This is a genomic window from Nostoc sp., assembly GCF_036917555.1.
In the GTDB taxonomy this organism is placed as follows: domain Bacteria; phylum Cyanobacteriota; class Cyanobacteriia; order Cyanobacteriales; family Nostocaceae; genus Nostoc.
Map to the genome: position 1 here is coordinate 18,195 of NZ_JBALDD010000082.1, position 18,601 is coordinate 36,795.

General features: G+C 40.6%; 21 protein-coding genes. 14 read left to right on the forward strand and 7 right to left on the reverse strand.

Annotated elements, in window-relative coordinates; genetic code table 11:
• Nucleotides 1–73 precede the first annotated feature (73 nt).
• On the forward strand, nucleotides 74–370 hold the full coding sequence (locus tag V7K60_RS31545; RefSeq protein ID WP_334931659.1) for a DUF2288 domain-containing protein: 297 nt from the start codon (nucleotides 74–76) through the stop codon (nucleotides 368–370).
• Here the strand turns inward: V7K60_RS31545 and V7K60_RS31550 are convergent, their stop codons facing one another.
• Nucleotides 371–898 carry a GNAT family N-acetyltransferase gene (locus tag V7K60_RS31550; protein WP_334931661.1) on the reverse strand — a complete coding sequence of 176 codons (528 nt, stop codon included), beginning with the start codon at nucleotides 896–898 and terminating at the stop codon, nucleotides 371–373.
• Between the two features lie 249 nt (nucleotides 899–1,147).
• On the opposite strand from V7K60_RS31550, the gene V7K60_RS31555 reads away from it, so the two are divergent.
• Nucleotides 1,148–3,571: an endonuclease MutS2 gene (locus V7K60_RS31555; RefSeq protein WP_334931663.1), complete on the forward strand. Its 2,424-nt coding sequence runs from the start codon at nucleotides 1,148–1,150 to the stop codon at nucleotides 3,569–3,571.
• A gap of 261 nt (nucleotides 3,572–3,832) precedes the next feature.
• Nucleotides 3,833–4,483: a Uma2 family endonuclease gene (locus V7K60_RS31560; RefSeq protein ID WP_334931799.1), complete on the forward strand. Its 651-nt coding sequence runs from the start codon at nucleotides 3,833–3,835 to the stop codon at nucleotides 4,481–4,483.
• Nucleotides 4,484–4,559: 76 nt separating this feature from the next.
• Here V7K60_RS31560 and V7K60_RS31565 read toward each other — a convergent pair whose 3' ends face one another.
• Nucleotides 4,560–5,480, reverse strand: coding sequence for a molybdate ABC transporter substrate-binding protein (locus V7K60_RS31565; protein WP_334931665.1), 921 nt, complete (start codon nucleotides 5,478–5,480; stop codon nucleotides 4,560–4,562).
• A 726-nt stretch (nucleotides 5,481–6,206) separates the two neighbouring features.
• On the opposite strand from V7K60_RS31565, the gene V7K60_RS31570 reads away from it, so the two are divergent.
• From V7K60_RS31570 to V7K60_RS31580, 3 genes are all read left to right on the forward strand, one after another.
• Nucleotides 6,207–6,812 carry a DUF3038 domain-containing protein gene (locus V7K60_RS31570; protein ID WP_334931667.1) on the forward strand — a complete coding sequence of 202 codons (606 nt, stop codon included), beginning with the start codon at nucleotides 6,207–6,209 and terminating at the stop codon, nucleotides 6,810–6,812.
• 249 nt (nucleotides 6,813–7,061) lie between these two features.
• The gene (locus V7K60_RS31575) at nucleotides 7,062–8,663 is read left to right on the forward strand and encodes a DUF4335 domain-containing protein (protein WP_334931668.1); all 1,602 of its coding nucleotides are present in this window, start codon (nucleotides 7,062–7,064) and stop codon (nucleotides 8,661–8,663) included.
• Nucleotides 8,664–8,939: 276 nt separating this feature from the next.
• Nucleotides 8,940–9,224 (forward strand): YiaA/YiaB family inner membrane protein, encoded by a 285-nt coding sequence (locus tag V7K60_RS31580; RefSeq protein ID WP_334931670.1) that lies wholly within the window; start codon nucleotides 8,940–8,942, stop codon nucleotides 9,222–9,224.
• Nucleotides 9,225–9,350: 126 nt separating this feature from the next.
• On the opposite strand, the gene V7K60_RS31585 is transcribed toward V7K60_RS31580, so the two are convergent.
• Genes V7K60_RS31585 through V7K60_RS31595 form a run of 3 tightly spaced genes read right to left on the reverse strand, consistent with a single transcriptional unit; the run spans nucleotide 9,351 to nucleotide 10,447 of the window.
• On the reverse strand, nucleotides 9,351–9,812 hold the full coding sequence (locus tag V7K60_RS31585) for a ferredoxin (RefSeq protein ID WP_334931672.1): 462 nt from the start codon (nucleotides 9,810–9,812) through the stop codon (nucleotides 9,351–9,353).
• Nucleotides 9,812–10,198, reverse strand: coding sequence for a DUF1257 domain-containing protein (locus tag V7K60_RS31590; RefSeq protein ID WP_334931674.1), 387 nt, complete (start codon nucleotides 10,196–10,198; stop codon nucleotides 9,812–9,814). The genes V7K60_RS31585 and V7K60_RS31590 overlap by 1 nt, the downstream gene beginning before the upstream one ends.
• 39 nt (nucleotides 10,199–10,237) lie before the next feature.
• Entirely contained in the window at nucleotides 10,238–10,447 is a 210-nt protein-coding gene (locus V7K60_RS31595) for a DUF2997 domain-containing protein (RefSeq protein ID WP_334931675.1), read from the reverse strand.
• A gap of 578 nt (nucleotides 10,448–11,025) precedes the next feature.
• Here V7K60_RS31595 and V7K60_RS31600 point away from each other — a divergent pair.
• Together V7K60_RS31600 and V7K60_RS31605 are read left to right on the forward strand one after the other, a co-directional pair.
• On the forward strand, nucleotides 11,026–11,571 hold the full coding sequence (locus tag V7K60_RS31600; RefSeq protein ID WP_334931677.1) for a protein-tyrosine phosphatase family protein: 546 nt from the start codon (nucleotides 11,026–11,028) through the stop codon (nucleotides 11,569–11,571).
• A 43-nt stretch (nucleotides 11,572–11,614) separates the two neighbouring features.
• Nucleotides 11,615–12,304 (forward strand): SAM-dependent methyltransferase, encoded by a 690-nt coding sequence (locus tag V7K60_RS31605; protein ID WP_334931679.1) that lies wholly within the window; start codon nucleotides 11,615–11,617, stop codon nucleotides 12,302–12,304.
• Nucleotides 12,305–12,452: 148 nt separating this feature from the next.
• On the opposite strand, the gene V7K60_RS31610 is transcribed toward V7K60_RS31605, so the two are convergent.
• Together V7K60_RS31610 and V7K60_RS31615 are read right to left on the reverse strand one after the other, a co-directional pair.
• Nucleotides 12,453–13,226, reverse strand: coding sequence for a hypothetical protein (locus V7K60_RS31610; RefSeq protein WP_334931681.1), 774 nt, complete (start codon nucleotides 13,224–13,226; stop codon nucleotides 12,453–12,455).
• Nucleotides 13,227–13,237: 11 nt separating this feature from the next.
• Entirely contained in the window at nucleotides 13,238–14,251 is a 1,014-nt protein-coding gene (locus V7K60_RS31615) for a hypothetical protein (protein ID WP_334931683.1), read from the reverse strand.
• A gap of 493 nt (nucleotides 14,252–14,744) precedes the next feature.
• On the opposite strand from V7K60_RS31615, the gene V7K60_RS35485 reads away from it, so the two are divergent.
• Genes V7K60_RS35485 through V7K60_RS31645 form a run of 6 tightly spaced genes read left to right on the forward strand, consistent with a single transcriptional unit; the run spans nucleotide 14,745 to nucleotide 18,564 of the window.
• Nucleotides 14,745–14,963, forward strand: coding sequence for a hypothetical protein (locus tag V7K60_RS35485; protein WP_442944501.1), 219 nt, complete (start codon nucleotides 14,745–14,747; stop codon nucleotides 14,961–14,963).
• 18 nt (nucleotides 14,964–14,981) lie between these two features.
• Nucleotides 14,982–15,833, forward strand: a complete 852-nt coding sequence (locus V7K60_RS31625; RefSeq protein ID WP_334931684.1) for an ABC transporter ATP-binding protein — start codon at nucleotides 14,982–14,984, stop codon at nucleotides 15,831–15,833.
• A complete protein-coding gene (locus V7K60_RS31630; RefSeq protein WP_334931686.1) occupies nucleotides 15,790–16,644 on the forward strand; it encodes an ABC transporter permease in 855 nt (284 codons plus the stop codon). Before V7K60_RS31625 ends, V7K60_RS31630 begins: the two co-directional genes overlap by 44 nt.
• A 19-nt stretch (nucleotides 16,645–16,663) precedes the next feature.
• A complete protein-coding gene (locus V7K60_RS31635; RefSeq protein ID WP_229493734.1) occupies nucleotides 16,664–17,137 on the forward strand; it encodes a MarR family winged helix-turn-helix transcriptional regulator in 474 nt (157 codons plus the stop codon).
• Complete coding sequence (locus V7K60_RS31640; protein WP_334931688.1) at nucleotides 17,103–18,383, forward strand: MFS transporter; 1,281 nt, start codon at nucleotides 17,103–17,105, stop codon at nucleotides 18,381–18,383. The genes V7K60_RS31635 and V7K60_RS31640 overlap by 35 nt, the downstream gene beginning before the upstream one ends.
• 55 nt (nucleotides 18,384–18,438) lie before the next feature.
• Nucleotides 18,439–18,564 (forward strand): hypothetical protein, encoded by a 126-nt coding sequence (locus tag V7K60_RS31645; RefSeq protein WP_334931690.1) that lies wholly within the window; start codon nucleotides 18,439–18,441, stop codon nucleotides 18,562–18,564.
• The last annotated feature ends 37 nt before the right edge of the window (nucleotides 18,565–18,601 follow it).

The following is an 18,601-nucleotide window of genomic DNA, read 5'->3' on the forward strand; positions in this document are numbered from 1 at the left end:
TGGTCATTTGTCAGGAACTCGGAACTAGTGAATAATGTAAAAATAGCCATTTACAAATAAACATTGGGAAGTAATGTCGGATTTAAGAGCGGAATTAACAGAAATTTTGGATGAGGCAGAGTGGGAATGGTTAATTCCTCATGTACAACGAGATGCAGTAATTTTGGTGGCGCTTGAGCTAGACCTGGTGGATGTTGGAGTAGCGATCGCCAGTGATAACATTCCATCAGTGGAACAGTGGATTGATAAACAATTGATTACTAAACCCACAACCGTACAGGTGGGAGAATGGAATGGCGACCGCAGTAAGCGATTTAATACTCTCATCGTTCAACCTTACGTTTTGGCACAAGAAATAACCCCCACTTAATTAGTTTATGTGTTGTTTTCGATACTGTACTTCGTGGTTAAATTCATTTTGGTTAAACTCAACATTTTGAAAAAAAGTCGAGCTTACAAATCCCAAGTTATGCAATAAAGCAATAGAACGATGATTTTGGACATCAACGTAAGCACAAAAATCCAGAATTTGGTATGTCTCAACTAAATAATTAATCATACACGTCACAACTTCGCGTGCATAACCTTTTCCCCATAAATTAGGGAAAAACACATAGGCAACGATTGCGCTTTTATTTACAGTAATTGTTGCTTGAACGTATCCAATGTAGTATTTCTCTACAAGTGACCAGACAGCCCAATTCAACCAAATCTCCGTTCTATCTGGTGATTGACGACGTGTCAATACCATGTAGCGTTCGCGGAGCGATTCAACACTTTGTGGCGGCACATCTTCAATAAAGTCGTATATACTAGCACTCTGTAATCCATCAAAAAGCAGTTCGGCATGATACGTTTCTAGTGGTTCTAAACAGAGTCGTTGAGAGTACATTTTCATTTTGTGATTTAGCCCTACACTAAACAAGTCTCACCGAACACTTTTGACTAACTCATCTTCAACATGAACTTTTATATCTGAAAGTCTGTTCCTAGATCCGGAGGGTGCGTCGGCTTAAGGTGTCGGTGCAGGTATCAGACTAAAATCCAAAATGGATTGACTATTGACTAAAGCAAAATTTTCTCCTTTAATGTTTACCCATCTAGGAGCTAGAATTGTTACCATAATTTCAGATTAGATGTTGAAACCTTGATCCAATCTGAAACCTTAGAATTATTAGAATGGCATCGCCTTTGCCAGCACCTTGCTACCTTTGCGGCAACTAAGCTGGGGGCGACAGCTGCGCGTCATCTGAAAATACCTGATTCTCAGACTCAAAGCGAACAGTTATTAGAGCAAACCAAAGAAATCTACCAACTAGAAAGTCGCCTGACCACAGGACTGTCATTTGAAGGAATCCAAGATATTGGCGATTCCCTAGAACGAGCAGAACGCAGTGGAGTTTTGGCAGGGGAAGAACTGTTAGCGATCGCCACCACCCTCGCTGGTGCCAGAAATTTGCGCCGTGTTATCGACAATCAAGAAAATTTGCCGATATTGACTGATTTGGTTGCCGATTTGCGGACTTATCCCGAACTAGAACAGGAAATTCACCGCTGTATTGATGAACGGGCCCAGGTAACTGACCGCGCCAGTCAAAAACTGGGAGAAATTCGCACAGATTTGCGGCGATTACGCAGCCAAATTACTCAAAAGCTGCAAAATATCTTACAGGCAAAATCCGGCGCAGTTCAAGAACAGCTGATTACACAACGGAGCGATCGCTTTGTTATCCCCGTAAAAGCACCCCAAAAAGATGCCATCCCCGGTATAGTCCACGATACCTCTACCAGCGGTGCCACCCTGTATGTGGAACCGAATTCAGTAGTACCTCTAGGCAACCAACTGCGGCAGATAATTAGAAGAGAACAAGCCGAAGAAGAAACGATTCGCCGCATTTTGACAGAACAAGTAGCCGCAGTCAAACCAGATTTAGAGAGATTGTTAGCGATCGCTACCACTTTGGATCTGGCAACCGCTAGATCGCGATATAGTTTCTGGCTAGGAGCGAATCCGCCGCGATTTATCCAGCGAAAAGATAGGGAAATCATTACCTTGCGGAACTTACGACATCCTCTGTTAGTGTGGCAACAACAGCACGAACAAGGGCAACCAGTAGTTCCTGTAGATTTGCTGATCAGTCCGCAAATTCGGGTAGTAACGATTACGGGGCCTAATACTGGCGGTAAAACTGTAACCTTAAAAACCTTGGGGTTAGCAGCATTAATGGCCAAAGTGGGTTTATTTGTCCCCGCCCGCGAACCAGTAGAAATACCTTGGTTTGATAAAGTGCTGGCAGATATTGGCGATGAACAATCCTTACAGCAAAGTTTATCCACATTCTCTGGACACATCCGCCGAATTAGTCGGATTTTGGAAGCATTGGGAAATGGGGAATTGGGAATAGGGAATGGGGATAAGGAAATACCCAATCCCCAATCACTCGTATTGCTTGATGAAGTCGGCGCTGGAACCGATCCAGTAGAAGGTAGTGCTTTAGCGATCGCCTTGTTGCAATATCTCGCCAACCATGCCCAGCTAGCGATCGCTACCACTCACTTCGGCGAATTAAAAGCCCTGAAATATGAAGACGATCGGTTTGAAAATGCCTCTGTAGAATTTGACGAAAGTACTTTGTCGCCTACTTACCGTCTGCTCTGGGGCATCCCCGGACGTTCTAACGCCCTGACAATTGCCCTGCGCTTGGGATTAAAACCAGAAGTTGTACAACAGGCAAAAACCCAAGTTGGAGAGGCCACCGATGAAGTTAACCAGGTGATTGCTGGGTTAGAAGCACAACGCCGCCGCCAGGAAACCAAAGCTGCGGAAGCCCAAAGTTTGTTGCAGCAAGCGGAACGTTTATATAAAGAAGTATCTGCAAAAGCCGCAAGTTTGGAGGAAAGGGAAAGCAGTTTGCGGGCTTCACAGGAAGTAGCAGTGCAACAAGCGATCGCTCAAGCAAAAGGTGAAATTGCCCAAGTTATCCGCCGTTTGCAGAAAGGTACGCCTACAGCCCAAGAAGCCCAGCAAGCAACTAATGCTTTAAATCAGATTGGTCAGCAATATCAGCCAGTAACGCCAGCAAAACCAAAAGTCGGGTTTATGCCCAAGATAGGCGATCGCATCCGCGTTCCCAAACTGGGACAGACAGCGGAAGTAATCACCACCCCTGATGAAGATGGCGAGTTAAGCGTTCGCTTTGGGCTAATGAAGATGACTGTGAAGTTGGAAGACGTAGAATCTCTAGATGGTCAAAAAGCCGAACCAGTAGTCAAATCCAAACCAGCCCCAGCAGCAGTAACCCCACCACCGCAAAATGTCCCAGAAATTCGGACTTCCCAAAATACCATCGATTTGCGTGGTAAACGGGTGGCTGATGCCGAATACATTTTAGATAAAGCCATCTCGGAAGCTACAGGCCCAGTCTGGATTATTCACGGCTATGGCACTGGTAAACTACGACAAGGAGTTCACGCCTTTTTGCAACACCATTCCAGAGTGAACAACTACGAACCAGCAGAACAAGCAGATGGCGGCAGTGGTGTTACCGTTGCTCATATAAAATATAAGTAGCAATAAATGTAACTATAGCGGTTCTCAATTGCATTCAAACGAGAACTGCTATATTTCATCACCCAAAGTTAGGATGAAGCAGAAGTTACAGAATAAAAACAGTATGAAGACCAAGATTTTACCTTTCATTGCAGCTTTTAGCTATTGACTTTGACAAAGACTTAAACCTTAAGTAAACCGTATTGTGTTAGGGGGATCTTCAGGAGAAAAATATCACTAACACCAAGCGTATTGCCATTAATCAAGAGAAGGAAATTTGTGATGTTACTTGAACTCAATCAACTAATTGTTAGAGCAGGTCATCAGTTGTTGATTAAAGATGTCTCCTGGTCGGCATACAAACGCATTTTAGCGGAATTGGGAGACAATCGCAGTTCTCGCATAGGTTACAGTCAAGGGGTGTTGGAAATAATGGCTCCATTACCAGAGCATGAAGTCGCTAAAGTTATTATTGGTGACTTGGTAAAAGTATTATTAGAAGAACTCGATCTGGAATTTTGGAGTTTGGGTTCTACGACTTTTGATAAGGAAAATATGGATGCTGGGGTAGAACCCGATGATTGTTTCTATATCCAAAATGAAGCTATAATTAGAGGCAAAGATAAAATCAATTTAGAAACCGACCCGCCTCCAGATTTAGCTATTGAAATTGATATTACCTCCCGGACTCGTTTTAATAATTATCAAGCTTTGAGAGTACTGGAACTGTGGCGATGGAATGGAAGCAAGTTGGAAATCAACGTGCTGTTCAATGGTAAATATATAGAATCAAATACCAGTTCTATTTTTCCCAATATCCCAATTTTCCAAGCGATTCCCGAATATTTGATGCAGAGTAAAAGCAATGGCAGAAATGCGACAATGAAAGCATTTCGTGCGTGGATAAGACAGAAAATTAGTAGCCCGATTTAGTTAAAATTGTCATAAATGGCTACTCAAAAAGGTTGTGGCGCTCTTGTTCTGCATCTCCGTTAACAATTTTGATTAATTACTTTTTGAGCAATACTTGTTTTTTATTCAGGATAAAAGCTACACCTACCGCCAGTAAAATTCCACCCGCACCCTGATGTTCGGGAACAGAAGTAGAGGGGGCGCTAAATCCATACTTTGCTAAAATTTCTTGCCCTTTTTGTGACAGGATATATTCAGCCAACTTTTCACCATCAGGATCGGCATTTTTCAGTGTAGTTAGTCCATAATTAGCTTTCGTTGCTAAATAGTCGGGTAGCTCTACTATTTGCAGATTTTCACCACCTTCTGTTGCTTGGGCAGTCTTGCCACTGGTGTAATAAGCTAAAAATATATCTGCCTGCTTTGTTTCTTCTAGAAAGTAGACTAAATTATTTTTGCCGTTAGGAACTATAGGAGCATTAGGATTACCACCTACTAACTGTAAAGCTTTATTCTTCAAAATTTTAGAGCTACCAGGTGTAACCCGATCGGACTTGTCAAATATCTCCCATGCATAGTTACCAGATGGATCTGCTATAGGCGTCGAAGTTCCCAACTTGATGTCGGGTTTTAGCAAAAAGTCCAACAAATTATCTGATGTGATACCAAGTCCCGATCTGACAACAGCAGTCATGCGGTTGCTAGTGAAGTTCACTACAGGTTCACTCAAATCTTCTTCAAACAATGTCTGAGGGTTATCAATATCTGCACTGGCAAAAACATCTGCGGATTTTCCAGTTTTGGAGAATTCTTGTTCTATAAATTCTCGTGTTAAACCTGACGGGCCAAATCGCGTTTCTACTGGAATTCCATATTTTTCGTTAAAAGATTCAGCTACTTCTGTGAGACTATCGCGCAAACTTCCGGCACCGTATAGCTTAACTGCAAATGCCTGAGTTGGCAAAGTCACACCGATAGCACAAGCTATCAGTGAAAAGGCAAAAAAATGCTTTTTCATAGTTGTTATATTATTGCGTTGCTATTCCTACTGGGTGAACGATCTGTAACTGATAGTGAAGTATGGGTTTTGGTAAATATCTAAAGTATTACCTCTGCCCATCAACTTTATAAATGAGTTCTGATATGTGCGTGGTTTGCAGTTAGAGTTATAGTACCAACTAAGTTGGAATAAATCAATCGCCCAACATCTTCAAACGCTGACTTTATCAAATTTTTAAGTTTGTCATCAGTTTTATTCATGGAGGCGTCAATCGTCCTGATGTTGCCCAGCCTATACTGAAATAACAGGCTGCACACAGATAATGTCCAGCAGCAAAAAGTGCCTTGAGCAAACAGGTAAAATATTTGTAGAGTAATTATGTATACATTAAGACAAAGTAATAAATATCAAGAAATTTCAAAATTTAAAACTGTAAACAAATTAGGAGGTATTCTACATAATTACTTAGCGATCGCTAGCGGTTAGCATTCAAAACAATAGTTTATTTATACTCTGATACGGAGCTAGCAGCGAAAGTCGGGTAAACCTTAATTAGAATTGATAATTTTTTACTTTGTCGAAAATAAATTTTCATCTAGAGTAGGACAAAGATACCTACTGTTTACCACATACAAAAAAGCTAGCTGAAGCCTCTGGCTCATAGCTATGGGAAACCAAGCTTGATTCTTAAGAGTCTGGTTTCAAAATGGGTAACAGCAACATCACCTATCAGCTCGATCACCTATGCTAAAAGTTATGCACTCGGCCGCCAACTCAGCCACTCCAAATTCCCAGTGGGAGGATTTAATCAAGCTTCCAGCCCCAAACACAGTCCAATGGGACAATATCAAAACCCAATTAGACTTGGTGCTGTTGGCGCTAGAAACCTTAACTGGGATTGGTTCAGAGGCAATGCTTTCGGCGGCAACCGATCTGAATTTAGAGTCAAGAGTGCCAGACCGCGTAGCTTTATGGCGATTGCGCCAATCAAATCCTCTACGCAAAGGTCAAGGAGGGCGAAAAAAGCTAGATGTCGAAGAAGCGCGATCGCTTGTTTTGATCATCTGCTATCTAGCCAAACAGCACCAGGAATTGATTCGCCGCGCTGTCGGTCTGTTAGAACAAATGGCAGAAAATAACCGGGAACCTCACCAGGCTGCTTTACTTGGAGACTATATTGATGCTTTTTGCAACACATACCAAGAGCGGATGGAAGAGGACGAGGAAATCTCAACGGATTTACTAACCAACCTGGCCCTAAAACTGCTTGTAGATTTACTTTTTTACAGCGCTCCTGGTGGGCATCGCCGTCTCTGGCTAGCACTTATAGACCGTTCAATAAAATTTTAAATTTTAGATTTGAAATTCCTCAACCAAAATTCGTTTTGAAAAGTTTGCTAGGTCAGGAAACTCTATTGATGGTCATTAGCTCTTGGACAATGCACTATCAGCAATGCTTCCTCCTTGCACGCCAGTTTGCACAACGGAAGGAACATGACAAATTTTTGAGTGGAGGAATCCACTGTTCCAACTTTTTTTTGCAAGCAACTGGCTCAATTTTTGCAAAATCCCAATATAGTCTTCTTCGTAGTTCCTGTCATGCCTCTATCAAATTCAGTTATTCGTTGCTACACACCACCGACTTGCACGCTAGAAGTATTCGCGCAAAGCTCACCTCTGTCTCGTTGGATGGGGAAAACTGTTCTTAAACATCTGAGTTTTGAGCTACGTTTTGACGATCCTCGACTACCAGAAGAACAAAGAGTTCCAATTCGGGGCGATCGCGAGCAACTCGAAGCTTTATGTGATGCTGTCACCAACTATGTACAGCAATTTCTCCAACAGTCTCCAGAAAGCTTTTGGGTCAGTTTCTCCAGTACCCAAGAGTCAAGCACAGCAATGGATGAGCCGGAATTAAAGTCTTCAACAAAAACATTAAATGCCTTTAGTACCCAGATTCCAGGGGCAAATATCCACTTAGAACCAAGCAGCTATTTAACTCACAACCTATTTCTCGGTTCTCTTGCCAACTATTCATCTGGCCCCGTAATTCAACTCAGTTTGCTGCAACTATTCGATTTGGCAAGTGCTTTAGATGAATACTCAACTGATGTCATGGCACTTCCAACTCTCAATAGCACAGGTTCGACTCTGAGGTTTCCTGCTTGGGCACCTGTTGCCGCAGTCTTAGTATTAGGTATAGGTTTTTTACCAGTTACTTGGCAATATGCTAACAATATTAGAGAAAAGCAACAGCAGACAGCCAAAAAATCAGATTCAGCAGCAGTAAAGACTGCTCTAGAACCTTCATCCTCACTAAACTTTCCCACACCTGAACCTGGGCTAACCTCTCCATCAAATAATTTGCTAGGTTCTACCGCTCCACTTTCCACATCCACTTTACCCCAAGCACCTCTAACAGCCCCTAGTTCTAGTAGTTTCTCTCCACCGCTACCAAATACATTGACAATACCTCAAGGGACGACTGCAACCCTTCCTAGTAATCGAGCGATTGCACCATCTAGCAAAATCCCAGGCAAGGAAATTGCCATATTACCAAATCTGGGACAGAATCCAACCGGGTCAAGTCCCAAAACTAATGCTATCCCTCAACTGCGGAATTTGCCACCCAGACTATCTTCTAACGCCAGTAGCTTACCAACTAATATCTCACCAGTCCTGCCTCCATCTCTTGACACCATACCCAATAATAATCGTGTCAATACCCCAACCCAACCCTCCCCATTAACCTCACAACAGCTAGACGAAAGAATCAGTTCCTTACAGCAATCTTCTGCTGGAGAGAAACCTACTTCACAACTTCCCTCCTCTAGAACTGCTGCTAATAATCCATTTATCGATCAATTAGGGGACGCAGGTAAAAACCCCACATCTAGAGAAGTAGCTACTGGCACATTATTTGACACACCTCAAGTAGCAGAAGCTAGAGAATACCTAACAAAGCGTTGGCAACCACCTACTGGACTGGGACAAACATTAGAGTACAGTTTGATAATTGGTGTTGACGGCGCAATTGAACGAATTTTTCCGCTTAATAAGGCAGCAAGAGAATTCGTTGATAACGCTGGGATGCCTGAAGTTGGCAAACCTTTTGTTTCCGCCAATAAAAATGGACAAAATGTCAGAATTCGAGTTGTTCTCAGCCCTGATGGCAAGGTACAGACCTTTCCAGATCAATAAGTAAACTCATCCTTTTAATGCCACTTGTAAAACTGGTACAAATCTTGTGCCAGTTTCTACTTACTACAATTGCTCTTGAGCTTATCTGTTGAAGTCCAGTTATGAAACTGGTCTTACTATTAATACCAGTAAACCTACCAATAAATATAATTACTGTTAACACCAATTCTTCAAAACTAAACTATAGATAAAAATCTGGAAACCCAGATTAAATCTTACACTTCTTAATTACGAATTAAGAATTGGTATTAATAAGTCATATCAAAGGTAGGAAATATGCAAACAATGGGTACCCAAAAAGACAGTGCAGCTTGGGTTATTCAAACTTGGGCAGCTTTTGTGATTTCTATTTCTATGACCACCTTCGGCATTGTAAACTTACCTGTAAATGGCTGGGTGAAAGGCTTTATGGGTATGGGTATGGTTTTTTCTGTTGGCTCAACTTTTACTTTGGCGAAAACTACTAGAGACTTGCATGAAACTAGAAGATTAACCGCTAGGTTAGATGAAGCAAAAGTAGAAAAATTACTTTCACAACACGATCCTCTAAATTTAAAATAAAGGGAGTTAGCCCTTACAGGGAATTCAAAATTCCAAATTATCCTTGCATCAGAAATTAACTACATAACGAAAAACAAAAGGACTGGATATACCAGTCCTTTATTATATTGATTTAACGTTTTTATCTTAATAACGGGATTTTTTGGTTTTTAACTTTTGCTTTTTACGACGACGTTCGCTAGCAACAACTGCCTGTTCTACCGGATAACCCACTAAAGGAATTACCTGATATTTGCGCTCATCTTCTAACTTTTTCAGTTCAGTGTAATCAACCCAGTGAATGCAATCAACCGGACAAGTGTCAATTGCTTCTTGGATAATTTCCTCAGTGTCCCCATCTTGCCGAACTACGCGCGATCGCCCGTAATCTGGTTCAATATAAAAGGTGTTACGGGCAACATGAGCGCAATGCTTGCAACCAATACAGGTGATTTCGTCAACATAAACACCATTTTGGCGTAGCACACCACCCAATTCCGGTTCCAAACCAGAACGTTCTGGGGCATCCCGTAAAAAACCCCCTAATTCTGGTTCCAAACCGGAACGGTTCTCTTCTTGTTCTTCCGGCGACGGCAGAAAATCAGCCATTACGCACTCCAGCGCTGTACTACCAGGCGAATTGAACCATCTTCATTTTTTTGTTGTTCAGAGACTTGAAAACCAACACGAGCAGTTTCTTTCACGACTGTTTGATAAGCATAGCGCTGTGTTACCTGGCGCAAAAATCCATCTACAGACAAATCTTGCTGCCAATACTGCAAGTCAGCCACCAGTTCATATTCTTTGCCATTCCATCTAAAACCGATGTCGTAGCCATTTTCCTGCTCAATACTAACTTCTGCAGGATGGGTTTGACCGCGATAGCCACGGACTTCGCGTGGGCCGGGTTTCCAGTCTACGCCCAATTCAGTCAAAGCATTTTTCAAAGAATCAAGGTTACGGATTTGAGTCTTAATTTGGCTAAAGTGTGACATGGTGGTTGTGAATTAATAACACTAAACTACTGTGAAAACTTACCAATCGCTGTAAGTGGTGTGTGCATTCGCCACATTAGATTGCTGCACCTTCGCGGCGAAATATTCTGAGGTTGGCTCATGATTAAGTACTTGCCCCAACTGTGCCTCTATTGCCGCTGTAACTTCAGCGCAAGAAGCACCCACAATGCCAGTGACTTTCTCTTGTACCCTACCATCTGGATAGATTATGAACTCTAATGTCTCCATTCTTTTGGCCAACCAGGATAAGTACGCTTGAATTGTACTGCCTTAGCAGAAGGCTATAAATATAGCCGTAGGAACATTTTTACTTAAATATTAGATACAAACTTGCCATTTGTTAACTAATGTTCCATCTTTCAACATATATATCTCATAATCTTTACAAAACTTATTAATATTATAAGCACATACATCAGTATTTAGTTAGTTTCTCTTAACCTCATTGATTAGTCAAGGTAACAACTGGAGCTAGGCAAGTAAGCTGCAAAAGTCCTAAAAATAAGCATTAGAGGTAGTATAGCCAGCAAAGCAATTTACAAAAATATAAAATTTATTGAAAAACTTTATTCTTAGCATTCGATCTACCTTATTATTCTTCAGGTAGGTTAGATGCAGTGCAGTATAAGTCTAAAGCAAGATAGTGGGGTATACGTAGGTATTGTATTAGGTCTTTGATATAGTTACCTTAGCTGACATCTGGTGTAGAGGGATTTTTAGACTGCGATCGCTGAAAGCGTTGGCACTGCGATCGCTGTTTTCTGCCATTGGTGAGATTTAACAACGTCGACTCTAGACAGTTAAATATGTACAAGTTTGCCCCAGCTTGGGAGAAAGAGCAAATAGTCTTTGGTGCTGCGCGACCTGCATACACTGACAAGAATGTTCAGGATTGGATAGAATTCATGAAGCGCCAAAATATCAGGCGTGTTTGCTGTCTTCTTGCTGAACAACAGCTAGCTTATTACTCTGATCTTCTAAGTATATACAAACAGGAATTTGGGAATCAGTTAGTTTGTTGGGCACCAATTGCAGATTTCCATTTATCTGACTTAGAAACTCTCACAGAGAAAATACTTCCTTTCTTAATAGAAGCAGAAAAGCAAAATGAGAAAGTTGTTGTACATTGTTCTGGTGGAATTGGACGTACTGGACATGTATTAGCAGCTTGGCTAGTTAGTGTCAGAGGATTATCAAATCAAGCTGCAATAAATGCTGTCAAAAGAACAGGAAGAAATCCTTATGAAGCTGCGATCGCTGCTGTGTTTAGAGGTAGAAATCCCTTGACAGTTGTAAAAGAGCTTAACGCGCTTCTGAATGATTGCCGTCTCGCAGTGAATAAAACATTTTGATGCTATTATCCACTGTAATCAGTCTATTGATCAGGTAAATTATATGGCAATGGTTCTAGATAAAGTAGTTCCTTTTGGGAGATCAATGGATGAATATATAAAAATATTCAATTTAACAAATGCAGATTTAAATAAAAGAATTATTGGGATTGGTGATGGCCCGGCAAGCTTTAATGCAGAACTGACACGTCAGGGTAAAAGTGTAGTTTCTGTTGATCCACTATACCAATTTTCCAGTGATGAAATATTGCAAAGATTTAATGAAGTGGTAGATAACATCATCAATCAAGTTAAGGCTACATCAAATAATTGGGTATGGAGCTATCATAAATCCCCGGATGATTTGCGGCACAATCGAGTCAAAGTTATTCAAGAATTTCTGTCTGATTATGAAACTGGCAAAAAAAGCAACAGATACGCAGTCGGTGAATTGCCAAAATTAGCTTATGATAATCAGGAGTTTGATATAGCTCTTTGTTCGCATTTATTATTTTTATATTCAGATCATCTCGATTACGATTTTCACTTAAATTCAGTAGGTGAGATGCTGCGTATTGCTAAAGAAGTCAGAATATTTCCCATGATAACTTTAATGTGGAAACATTCACAACATTTAGATGAAATAGTAAAATATTACACTTCTAAAGGTTACAAGATAGATATTGAAAAGGTTGAATACGAATTACAGCCTGGTGGAAACCAGATGTTGAAGATAACTAGAGATTTTATATAATTCGTATTCATAACGCTCAGTTTTTCAATAATTTTTAATGCGATCGCGCTTTCAGCTATACGTGTAATATGCTTAGGCGTAACCTAAACTAGACATGACTGTTTACATTACAGCAGGCGATCTCTAACCTGCTTTAACACTACAATAATTACACAATTAATTCTAGATTGATATTTTTTTCAATCCAGGCGATACCTTTGGGGAGAATTACACAGAAACGATTCTCATAATGGATAAGTGCTTCATCATCTAATGCTTTCAAAATTTGCGTTCTATATCTACTTATATTTGTATATCTAATCCATTTCGTCAAATCTGAATCACTAATTTTATCTGGCTGTTTGTAGTACAGAATAATTAAAGTTTTGTCTTCAGAATTTAGTTTTGTATTTTGAATTCGTATAAAACCATCAATTTCTGTTATTAAAGGTATTTTTGTTTCGTTAATGCTTGCAACAATTTTTCTTACTTCATCAATACTATTAGTATGATAATTACGTATAAGTTCAATTAAAATCCAGTCTGCTAAATGTGCTACAAGTAGAGAATCAGAGTAATTTGGATCTACTTCCCCGCCCACATGAGCAACATTCCTTTTATTTCTAATATCAAGAATAACTCTTGTTAATTGAGGAATAAAAAACCGGATACCCTCTGGTAAATTTGTGTTGGAAGTAACACGATTGATTATTTTCTGAGTATCTAATTGTTTTCCAAATGGTGTAAAACTACCCGTATCTAGAAATTCAATTAAACGTAGAATACATTCACTGAAACGAGCAGCATTTAATTCAGTCGGACGAAACTTTTTTAGAAAAAAGTTTTGTTTAATATTTTGATACTCATTAAGCAATACAATCAGAATATCTTTTGGCAGCTTAGAAGATAAAGCTGTTTCAATATTGGATCTTTGAATACTCACAATTTCTATAATTACTGAACAGGATCTTCGTTAAGCCATTCTTCGACAAGACTTTCAGCTTCAGATGTAAGATAATATAAATTTTCATGAGTACGACCAAAGTATTTGCTGTAGTCTTTGGTATTAGTCAAGGCTTTCGTAAAATTATCTTTTTTCACTGAAACAGTTTGATATCTTTTGGTGAGGTACTCGTATGCTAATCCTGGTTTCACAGCGTCTTGAGTTTTTAATTCTTTGATAATGTCGTATAAGGCAAAAAGGGCATACTTAACGCCAGTATCTAATTTTCGTACATCGAAGCTGTCAAACCTTGATGGTAATTGAAGCCACTCTTCGATTTTTTGAGTTTCTTCTTTTGTTATTCGAGAACTTCGACTAGAATTCTTCCTAGTTGACTTTGAATACTCAAAACCAATAATATCTTGGTTTTGCATTTCTACAAGAATTTTATTGACTTCTGTACGTCCACTAGGATTAATTTTAAAAGTTCCATCAGATTTAATAAAGAAACGGCTTGCAATATCATTCAGATGTGTTGAATAATTTTGATCATATACTCCATTTGTTTTAGCAGCTTGATTCAAGTGTTCCTTATTAGGAACTGGTTCTTCGTGAAGGAAGTTATAAGCCCAAACATAAAGTAAACTAAATCTTTGTTGTTGAGCCTTTTTGTTCTTGCCCTTGTAATCAGGGTTAATTGAAATAAGAACACCCTGTCCATCTTTTTCAAAATAATTTGAAGGGGCATGAGTTTCAATATTACTTTGAACCGTAGTATTAATAATTCCTTCCTGCAAAGGCTTATCATAGCTGGACTGTCCTTCTTCTAGTGGTTTCTGAAAAGGAGGTAAGACAGGCTGTTGTTCGCGAGTTACAACACGCTGAGAATTTGTCACTTGAGTTAAAGGTACGTAACCCCCCATAACAGATGCAACTTTATCAATTGAAGTATCAGTAAAAGATAAACTGACCTTCCTTGAATAATGGCTATCCGATTGTTCTTCTTCCAGAGAAAAATTATTCATAGAAGCAGAACTAGGTTGAGGTATATTCAGGAGAGTTCCACAACTGAGGCACTTACTTTTATTTTTAAGTAGATAAGCACCACATTCTAGATTTAGGCACTTTACTTGCTGCTCACAACTAACACAGAAGTTATGCGCCTCATTAATTGGAACATTACAATATGAGCAGTTCTGCACGACTTTCTCTTCTTAATTTTTCTTTATGTATTTAATAGTGAACACGTAGCTTCTATGTAATTAGTCATGGTTGAGCGTAATTATTACACTGACAATCCCAATCAACACGAATATCCCAAGATAACCTTAAAAGTACTATTAGAACAAGTGCGTAACCACTTTTTGATAAAAAAGGCATCTATCAGCCTCAGAACACAGAAAAATACGGCGTAATTAACCTTTATAGCTATCAAGAAAGACACTAAATACTAAAAGCTGTCAACTCAACTCCACAAATTGGCTATGAATTCAGAACAAGTGAACAAAACAATCCGCATTGGAGTATGGTTTCGACGGATTAGCACAAGCTGCTGGCAAGGTACTTACTGGCAAACGGAAAATGATTTTAGCTGTAGCAGTAGATCAAAAAGGCTACGCTTACCCTGCTGATGGTTTAAATACTGAGTTTCCTTTTACTCTGATTCAAATTTATGACAGAAGTCTATTGACTTCAGACAATTATATTGAGAAACTAATAGTTAGTTTAACTAATTAATACTAGTGCATCAAAATAGTGACAATACTGACGGGAAAAATAAATCGATCGCAACCTTTTAGCGAACCAAAACCGTTGATTTTGGAAACTCAGGGACTCACACGCCGTTTTGGGAAGTTAACCGCAGTTAATAACCTGAGCATATCTGTAGAACAGGGCGAAGTATTTGGATTGCTTGGCCCCAATGGTGCAGGGAAAAGTACAGTTATTAAAATGTTGACAACCTTGCTACCTATCAGTGCAGGGAAAGCAACCTTAGCTGGCTATGACGTGACTCGTCAATCTAATCCTGTAAGACGGGCTATCGGCTATGTCCCCCAGGCGCTCTCTGCTGATGGTAGCCTCACGGGTTACGAAAATCTTTTAATCTTCGCCAAGCTGTATGGAATACCTGCTAAAGGACGCGATCGCCGCATTTATGAAATTCTAGAATACATGGGTTTGCAAGATGCAGCGAAACGCTTGGTACGAAACTACTCTGGTGGGATGATCCGCAAGCTGGAAATTGGCATATCAGTTCTACATCAACCCCAAATTCTGTTTCTTGATGAACCGACTGTCGGACTAGATCCCATCGCTCGAACTCAAGTATGGCAGCTTGTACTACAACTGTGTGCTGATTACGGTACAACTATATTTTTAACAACCCACTTTTTAGAAGAAGCCGATAGCTTGTGTAACCGGGTGGCGATTATGCAGCAAGGTGAAGTTGTTACTACAGGTACACCAAGCGACTTAAAAGCTTCTTTAGATAACCCAAATGCAACTTTGGATGATGTCTTTATTCACTATACAGGCGACCAGTTAACATCAGGAGTAAACTACCGTGACACAGCAAGAACCAGACGTACTGCTCAACGGTTGGGTTAAAGCACCACCCACTGTCCGAGTAAATTTGATCTCTGCAATTAAAGAGCTAGTTACGAAAACCCTGGCGATCGCAGAATTGGAAGTGCGTAAACTCCGCCACGATCCGACTGATTTAATCGTTCGAGCTGTACAACCAGCATTATGGCTCTTGATCTTTGGGCAAGTTTTCTCCCGGACTCGCGTGATTCCTACAGGAAACTTACCCTATTTGGACTTCATTTCTGCTGGCATATTGGCTCAGAGTATTTTGTTTGTGGCAATTTTTAGTGGTGGAATGACGCTAATATGGGAGCGAGATTTAGGGATTGTACATAAATTTTTAGCTAGTCCCACACCCCGTGTAGCGATGGTGTTGGGTAAAGCTCTAGCCTGTGGCGTGCGGTGCTTATCTCAGGTAGTATTCATTTACGGATTGTCATTTTTATTAGGTGTCAAACTAAATCTTCATCCTTTAGCTATTCTCCAAGTACTACTGCTAGTGATGCTGGGGGCAGGTTCCTTTTGTATTTTCTCATTAATTATTGGCTGTTTGGTGAAAAGCCGAGAAAGGATGACGGGTATTGGACAATTGTTAACCATGCCGTTATTTTTTGCTAGCAATGCCATCTATCCGATCTCGTTGATGCCCGGTTGGTTAAAGTTCATTTCCCATTTAAATCCCTTGACTTATGAGGTTGACGGCTTACGCAGCACCATGCTGTTAAACGGCACTAGCATCTATGGCTTTGGTCTGGATTGTACAATTCTCTTATTAACATTAATAATTTTGGCCATCATTGGTGGAAAACTTTATCCACGGGTGGCCATGTAACTAGGAGAACAACAAGCCCATGACCTTGGATAAACCTAATCAAGGTGCAACTTCCGAAGAATGTGCCGCTAGAGTAATGGAAACAGTTCCATTAGTGATGCGGTTTATCCGAGCGGATATGCGTGCCCATAGTGCCGCTTTTTTATCTATACCTCAATTGCGATCGCTAGCATTTATCAACCGTAATCCTGGTGCTTCATTATCTGATCTGGCAGAACATTTAGGTGTCACCTCTGCCACGGCATCAGCAACCATTGAACGTTTGGTACAACGCGACTTTGTGAAACGGATTGCTCATCCTCAAGAGCGACGGCGGGTGCTGCTCAATTTAACTGAAGATGGAAAACACCATCTCAAACAATCCCAAGATCAAACTCGCGCTCATATTACCGACTTGCTCAAAGGTCTTACAGAAGACCAAATTTCCAATATTGAAGAAGGCTTAACTCTACTAAAAAATGTCTTCGAGAAAACAGAACTCAAAGCCCCATAACTTAGAGGTTGCACAACACGATCCCTTTGCAGCCTTTAAGTTTCGAGACTATCGGCTATTTACCATTGGACGGCTGGTGCTGTTCGTGGGGTCGCAAATGCAAACTGTAGCGATTGGCTGGGAACTCTATGAACGGACTAACTCAGCGATCGCTTTAGGTGGTGTGGGACTGGCGCAAGTCCTACCGATGATTATTCTCACCTTGATTGCCGGAGATGTTGCTGATCGCCGCGATCGCAAAGTGACCATGTTACTCTCGGTAATGTTGCTAGCCCTCTGTTCCCTAGCTTTAGGGGTACTTTCCTATACTCAGGGTGCAATTTTTCTAATTTACGCCTGCTTGGTATTAACAGGTGTCGCTAGGGCATTCCTCAAACCTGCCAGTGATGCTCTGATGTGGCAGTTGATACCTGTTAGTGCGTTTACGAATGCAGCCACCTGGAATAGTAGTAGCTTTCAGTTAGCTGCTGTTATTGGCCCAGCCTTCGGAGGATTCGGGATTGCGCTATTAGGAAGTGCTACAGGAGTGTATGTGTTAGCAGCGATCGCAGCGTTGCTGTGTTTTATTTTAACCCTAGCGATCAAAGAGCAAAAAAGTATTCGCTCAACCGAACCAATCTCACTCAAAGCACTTGCAGCTGGTGCTAAATTTGTTTGGCAAAATCAGTTGATTTTAGCAGCGATTACATTGGATATGTTTGCAGTATTGTTGGGTGGTGCGATCGCATTGTTACCCATCTTTGCCAAAGATATTTTACATGTGGGGCCAGTGGAGTTGGGATATCTACAAGCAGCTCACTCCATCGGTGCTTTGACTATGGCGATTACCCTGGCGTATTTACCACCATTACGCAAAGCAGGCCCAGCCTTATTGTGGTCAGTGGTTGGCTTTGGGGTTGTCACAATTATCTTTGGACTTTCTCGTTCCTTTTGGCTATCTATGTTGATGCTGATCCTTGGTGGCGCACTAGATAGTATTAGTGTTGTAATTCGCCATACATTAGTTCAAATCAGAACACCGGATCATTTGCGTGGTCGGGTTGCTGCTATTAACAGCGTGTTTATTAGTGCCTCGAATGAACTAGGGGGCTTTGAGTCCGGCTTGACTGCTGCTTTATTTGGCCCAGTGATTTCCGTTGTGGGTGGTGGAATTGGCACAATTGTAGTGGTGATAGCTACCGCAATGATTTGGCCAGGAATTCGTAAGTTAGGGGCTTTGCAGGAATATAAACAGAATTCTATCTGATTTTAATTTCTGCATTTTGTACCTCAGTTACTTGCAAACTGCTGTAAAAATAAAAATGGTAGTATCAGATGATAAAGTTCTAACTACTACCATTTATTCCATAGATAATATTAATCCCACCTCAGCAAGAGATAACAATCAGAATATGTTAGCTTTTGCATCAGGTGGGATTTTTGTTTAGCGATCGCACATCGCGTTATTAGAAGTTAGAACAACCC

Excerpts from the sequence above, each read along its gene's own strand:
- V7K60_RS31565 (WP_334931665.1), bottom strand. The coding sequence starts at position 5,480 with ATGAAAAAGCATTTTTTTGCCTTTTCACTGATAGCTTGTGCTATCGGT.
- V7K60_RS31605 (WP_334931679.1), top strand. The coding sequence starts at position 11,615 with ATGGCAATGGTTCTAGATAAAGTAGTTCCTTTTGGGAGATCAATGGAT.
- V7K60_RS31580 (WP_334931670.1), top strand. The coding sequence starts at position 8,940 with ATGCAAACAATGGGTACCCAAAAAGACAGTGCAGCTTGGGTTATTCAA.
- V7K60_RS31590 (WP_334931674.1), bottom strand. The coding sequence starts at position 10,198 with ATGTCACACTTTAGCCAAATTAAGACTCAAATCCGTAACCTTGATTCT.
- V7K60_RS31575 (WP_334931668.1), top strand. The coding sequence starts at position 7,062 with ATGCCTCTATCAAATTCAGTTATTCGTTGCTACACACCACCGACTTGC.
- V7K60_RS31640 (WP_334931688.1), top strand. The coding sequence starts at position 17,103 with ATGTCTTCGAGAAAACAGAACTCAAAGCCCCATAACTTAGAGGTTGCA.
- V7K60_RS31585 (WP_334931672.1), bottom strand. The coding sequence starts at position 9,812 with ATGGCTGATTTTCTGCCGTCGCCGGAAGAACAAGAAGAGAACCGTTCC.
- V7K60_RS31595 (WP_334931675.1), bottom strand. The coding sequence starts at position 10,447 with ATGGAGACATTAGAGTTCATAATCTATCCAGATGGTAGGGTACAAGAG.
- V7K60_RS31560 (WP_334931799.1), top strand. The coding sequence starts at position 3,833 with ATGTTACTTGAACTCAATCAACTAATTGTTAGAGCAGGTCATCAGTTG.
- V7K60_RS31645 (WP_334931690.1), top strand. The coding sequence starts at position 18,439 with ATGGTAGTATCAGATGATAAAGTTCTAACTACTACCATTTATTCCATA.
- V7K60_RS31570 (WP_334931667.1), top strand. The coding sequence starts at position 6,207 with ATGCTAAAAGTTATGCACTCGGCCGCCAACTCAGCCACTCCAAATTCC.
- V7K60_RS31600 (WP_334931677.1), top strand. The coding sequence starts at position 11,026 with ATGTACAAGTTTGCCCCAGCTTGGGAGAAAGAGCAAATAGTCTTTGGT.
- V7K60_RS31635 (WP_229493734.1), top strand. The coding sequence starts at position 16,664 with ATGACCTTGGATAAACCTAATCAAGGTGCAACTTCCGAAGAATGTGCC.
- V7K60_RS31615 (WP_334931683.1), bottom strand. The coding sequence starts at position 14,251 with ATGAATAATTTTTCTCTGGAAGAAGAACAATCGGATAGCCATTATTCA.
- V7K60_RS31550 (WP_334931661.1), bottom strand. The coding sequence starts at position 898 with ATGAAAATGTACTCTCAACGACTCTGTTTAGAACCACTAGAAACGTAT.
- V7K60_RS31545 (WP_334931659.1), top strand. The coding sequence starts at position 74 with ATGTCGGATTTAAGAGCGGAATTAACAGAAATTTTGGATGAGGCAGAG.